This is a genomic window from Inquilinus sp., assembly GCF_057815775.1.
This window is the reverse complement of sequence record NZ_JBYRFX010000451.1, coordinates 1-4951: the sequence shown is the minus strand read 5'-3', so window position 1 is coordinate 4951 and position 4951 is coordinate 1. Positions and strand designations below refer to the sequence as shown.

The 4951-nt window shown below is 70.9% G+C and carries 5 protein-coding genes; 2 read left to right on the top strand and 3 right to left on the bottom strand.

Annotation, left to right across the window (positions count from 1 at the left end; genetic code table 11):
• The 3 genes from AC3XYG_RS16060 to AC3XYG_RS16050 form a co-directional block, all read right to left on the bottom strand.
• Positions 1-1323 (bottom strand): peptidoglycan-binding domain-containing protein (locus tag AC3XYG_RS16060; protein ID WP_489140852.1); only part of this gene is annotated, 1323 nt, incomplete at its 3' end.
• Positions 1298-1948: a DedA family protein gene (locus tag AC3XYG_RS16055; protein WP_489140851.1), complete on the bottom strand. Its 651-nt coding sequence runs from the start codon at positions 1946-1948 to the stop codon at positions 1298-1300. The genes AC3XYG_RS16055 and AC3XYG_RS16060, both read right to left, overlap by 26 nt.
• A 64-nt stretch (positions 1949-2012) precedes the next feature.
• Positions 2013-2744: a glycerophosphodiester phosphodiesterase family protein gene (locus AC3XYG_RS16050; RefSeq protein ID WP_489140850.1), complete on the bottom strand. Its 732-nt coding sequence runs from the start codon at positions 2742-2744 to the stop codon at positions 2013-2015.
• Positions 2745-2986: 242 nt separating this feature from the next.
• On the opposite strand from AC3XYG_RS16050, the gene ychF reads away from it, so the two are divergent.
• Both ychF and AC3XYG_RS16040 read left to right on the top strand, forming a co-directional pair.
• Positions 2987-4081, top strand: a complete 1095-nt coding sequence (gene ychF, locus AC3XYG_RS16045; protein WP_489140849.1) for a redox-regulated ATPase YchF — start codon at positions 2987-2989, stop codon at positions 4079-4081.
• 268 nt (positions 4082-4349) lie between these two features.
• Positions 4350-4951 (top strand): PQQ-dependent sugar dehydrogenase family protein (locus AC3XYG_RS16040; RefSeq protein ID WP_489140848.1); only part of this gene is annotated, 602 nt, incomplete at its 3' end.

The following is a 4951-nucleotide window of genomic DNA, read 5'->3' as shown; positions in this document are numbered from 1 at the left end:
GGCCGGGGCGGGGACTGCGGTCTCGGGCGTGGCTGCCGGGACTGCTGGTGGTTCGGCCGCCGCGGGGGCCGCGGGTTCGACCGCGGAGATCGCGGCCGAGACCACGGGTGCGGTTGCGACAACGGTCGTGGCCGTCGCGACCGCCGTCGTCGCCGTTGCGACAGAAGAGGTCGTCGACGTCGCGGCCGTCTCGATCGTGGTATCGCCGGTCGGGGCGGGTGCGGCCGCGGCGGCAGCCTGGGCCGCGGCCTGGGCGACGGGGGCCGGAATCAGCACGACGGGAGCATCAGGGGCCGGGACCGGCGGCGCGGCGACCAGGGGGGTCGGCGGTGCCGTGGCCGGGTCGGCCAGCAGCGAATCCGCCTGCCCGCGGGTCAGCCGCCCGGTGGCGGCGGCCCCGGTCGCGTGCTGGTAGAAGCCGATCGCCAGGCGGGTGTCGTCGCCGAACAGCCCGTCGACTCGGCCGTGGTAGTGGCCCAGGCCGGACAGCCGCTCCTGGATCCGCCGGCACCCGAGGGGGCCGACCAGCGTGTCGGCATGGTTCTGCAACGCCTGCAGGGTCTGGCGGTCGGCAGCGGCGTGGTCGCGGATCGCCGCCGCCTCGGTGCAATCCGGCCCCTGGGTGGTGGCGCGGGCGTCGATGGTGTCGACGCGCTGCCGTTGCGCCGCGATGGCGTCGGCGACGGACAGCGCCCCGGTGCGGGCGGCCAGCGGGTCGACACGCTCCAGCTCGTGCAGCCGCTGGCCGGTGCGCTCGACGAAGGCGGCGGTGTCGGTCTGGACCGACTGGGCGTCGTCGACCAGCGCCGGGCAGGCCTGGGGGCCGCCGGGCAGGGCGCCGGTCGGGGTCGAGGCGATGCGGTCGGCCAGCCGGTTCGCCCGCTTCGCCTCGGCATCCAGCCGGGTGGCCAGGCTGCCCAGCCGCTCGCTCTGCAGGTCCGGCCGGCCGCATTGGGTGATGATGGTGCGATAGGCGGCCTGGGCCCGGCGCAGCCGCGCCGACAGGTCCTGGGCCTGGCGCGCGGTCTGGCGGGCCTGGTTGATCGGGTTGCGGGCGGTGCCGGTGCCGGCATCGCGCTCGATCCGGTCGATCCTGCCACGCACCCGGCCGAGGTCGCTCTCGGCCGTGGTCGCCAGCATATGGGATTCGCCCTCGGTCTGGGCGCAGCTCTGCGATCGGCTCGGCTTCGCCGGTTCGAACTGGCGGCCGATGCCGTTGAAGAAATCGTCCAGCCCGTCCGCCCGCGCCGGGCCGGCTGCGGCGGCAGCGACGACCAGCGCGAGGACGGCGATCAGGCTATTGGCGATCCGGGCGATCCTCATGCGGGCTCTTGCTCTTGCGCGTAACCAGGCGAAACGCCGCCGCCGCGCCGACCAGCGTGGCAACGACAACCAGTATGATCAGCACCGGCGCCGTATCTTCAATCCCGAAGATTCGGTTCAGGGTCTCGCCGGCGAACCAGCCGAAGCCGACCCAGACCGGGGCCCACAGAATTCCGGACGCAACATTGGCGATCTGGAACGGGATGTGGCGCATGCCCATCATGCCGGCGACCAGCGGAATGACGGCGCGGACCGGGCCCAGGAAGCGGCCCAGGAACACGCTGATGCCGCCGTGCCGGGTGAAAAAGTCGCGGCCGGTGCGCAGCATCTGCGGATAACGGGTGAACGGCCAGATCCGGTCGACCCGGTCGGTCAGCCAGACCCCGATCCAGTAGGACACCGCGTCGCCCAGGATGGCGCCGACGATGGCCCAGGGGATGACGTTCCAGGGGCTCAGCGTGCCGGACTGGATCAGCGTGCCGGCGGCGATCAGCACCGTGGTGGCGGGCAGCAGCAGGCTCAGCACGGCAAAGGACTCGCCGAAGGCGAAGACCAGGATGATCGGCCCGGCCCAGCCGGCATTGGCGCCGATGAAGGCGATCGCCTGGTCGATGAAGCCCTGCACGCGCCCGGTCTCTCCTATGCCCCTATGCCGTGATCGCGGCCTGTGTCGGCGCGAAAAGCGGCAATCAGAGGGCGAGGATGCGGTCCGGCGCGTCCGAGAACACGCCAGCGATGCCGAGATCGAACAGCGCCTTGGCCCGGGTGGCGTCGTTGACCGTGTAGGCCAGCACCGGCCGGCCGGTGGCGCGGTACTCGGCGATCGTCTCCGGCGTCTCTTTCTCGTGGCTGATGTTGATCGTGGCGGCGCCGATGGCGTCGGCATTGGCGGCCCACACCGCCGGCCGCTCCCAGATCAGGTAGCCGCGCGGCCAGTCGGGCGCGACCTCCCGCGCCTTCAGCAGGCTCTCGATCGCAAAGCTGGACACCCGCGGCGCCGGCCGGTCGGCCGGCCACAGCTTCTGCGCCGCCGCCAGCGCCACCTCGGCAGTCTCGACCTCGCGGCCCGGGCAGGGCTTGATCTCGATGTTGACGGCCAGGCCCAGCTCCAGCGCCAGGGTCAGCACCTCGTCCAGGGTCGGCACCCGCTCGCCGCGGAACTCCGGCGCGAACTTCCGGCCGGCGTCCAGCATCCGCACCGCCGTGAAGTCGGAATTGGCGACCGGGCCGCTGCCGTCGGTGGTGCGGTCCAGCGTGTCGTCATGGATCACCACCGGCACGCGGTTGCGGGTCAGCTTGACGTCGAACTCGATCATCGGCACGCCCAGCGCGGCCGCCTTGCGGAACCCGGCCAGGGTGTTCTCGGGGGCGAGCGCCGCGGCGCCGCGATGGCCGATGACTCGGGGCAAGGTCAAGGTCATGGGCTGGTCTCCGAGCCTCGGGGGCACTGCTGGGGACGGAATGTCAGATGTGGACCAGGGCGATCCGGCTCGCTCGCACAGACGGTGTTTGCCGGCGGCTCGTCTCGACGATCTCCCTCTCAGGTGCCATCGCCATGGAGCCGGCGTCAAGTGCGGCTGCGACCTGCCCCGGCGGGTCCGCGACTCCCCATGCCGGATCATCCGTGCTAGACGGGCCACGATTCGAAGATCGGACGGGACCCATGGGATTCAATTGCGGCATCGTCGGCCTGCCCAATGTCGGCAAGTCGACGCTGTTCAACGCGCTCACCTCCACCCAGGCGGCGGAAGCAGCGAACTATCCATTCTGCACGATCGAGCCGAACACCGGCCGGGTCGGCGTGCCCGACCCGCGGCTGGACAAGCTGGCGGCGATCGCCAGCTCGGCCAAGGTCGTGGCGACGCAGCTGGAGTTCGTCGACATCGCCGGGCTGGTGCGCGGCGCCTCCAAGGGCGAAGGGCTGGGCAACCAGTTCCTGGCCAACATCCGCGAGACCGATGCGGTGCTGCATGTGCTGCGCTGCTTCGAGGGCGAGGTGACCCATGTCGAGGGCTCGGTCGACCCGGTGCGCGACGCCGAGATCGTCGACACCGAGCTGATGCTGGCCGACCTGGAGGCGCTGGAGCGGCGGGTGCAGACCGCGGCCAAGCGCGCCAAGGGTGGCGACAAGGACGCCAAGGTCGAGATCGAGCTGATGGAGCGGGCGCTGGTGGTGCTGCGCGAGGGCAAGCCGGCCCGCATCGTGCAGCTTTCGGCCGATGAGCGCGAGCCGTTCCGGCGCCTGGCGCTCTTGACCTCCAAGCCCGTGCTCTATGTCTGCAACGTGTCGGAGGACGAGGCCGCGACCGGCAACGCCCATTCGGCGCGGGTCGAGGCGATGGCGAAGGCGCAAGGGGCCGAGGCGGTGGTGATCTCCGCCGCGATCGAATCCGAGCTGGCGCAGCTGTCGGCCGAGGAGAAGCAGGAGTTCCTGGGCTCGATCGGGCTGGAGGAGCCGGGGCTGAACAAGGTGATCCGCGCCGGCTACAAGCTGCTCGGCCTGCTCACCTTCTTCACGGTCGGGCCGAAGGAAGCGCGGGCCTGGACCGTAGGGGCCGGGGCCGCGGCGCCGGAAGCGGCGGCGGAGATCCACAGCGACATCCAGCGCGGCTTCATCAAGGCCGAGACCATCGACTATGACAGCTTCGTCGCGCTCGGCGGCGAGCAGGGGGCGAAGGACGCCGGCAAGATGCGCCAGGAAGGCAAGGACTACATCGTCCGCGATGGCGACATCTTCCACTTCCGCTTCAACGTTTAATCCCAGCCCGACCCTTGATCGTCATTCCCGCGAAAGCGGGAATCTCTTCGGAATGGCGCGAAGATCCCGTGTCTGCGCCGCAGCACTGCGTGCCGCAGCGCGCACGGGATGACGCTTCTGTCTCTCGAATCGTGGATCGGGTTCGTGGCATGCGAACCCAGCGTCCCGCTCTGAGCCAATCGATCGCCGGACAATTGTCCCAACAGGGCTTTTCCTCGGGACATCCGCCCCACATCTTGGGTGAAGAAGAGATGTGGAGGAGATGCCGATGCGACGCCCGTTCGCGGTCCCTGCCCTGTTCGTCCTTCCCCTGCTTGCCGCCCTTCCGCTGACCGCCCCGCCGGCGCTGGCGCAGGACATCGCCCCCGGCACGAAATTCGAGGTCCGGCCGGCATCGCTGCCCAAGCCCTATGCCACCGATGCCGTGGCCAACAGCTCCGAAACCGTCGACCGGACCGATGCGATGCGGCCGCAGGTGCCGAAGGGCATGACGGCCACGCTGTTCGCCTCCGGCCTGTCCGGCCCGCGCGAGCTGTTCGTGCTGCCCGACGGATCGGTGCTGGTGTCGGAGCCGGAGGCCGGCCGCATCTCGCGGCTGGTGCCCGCCGCGGGTGGCGGCAAGGTCCAGGCGACGCCGTTCGTGACCGGCCTCGACCAGCCCTACGGCATGGCGCTGCGCAAGGACGCGCTGTACATCGCCGATCTCGACGGGCTGTGGCGCCTGCCCTATGCCGCCGGCGACGCCGAGGCGCAGGCCAAGCCGCAGCGCATCACCCCGGACGGAGCCTTCGACGGCGGCCGGGGCCATCACAGCCGGAACGTGCTGTGGGATCCCGCCTCCGACCGCTTCTTCGTCGCCATCGGCAGCCG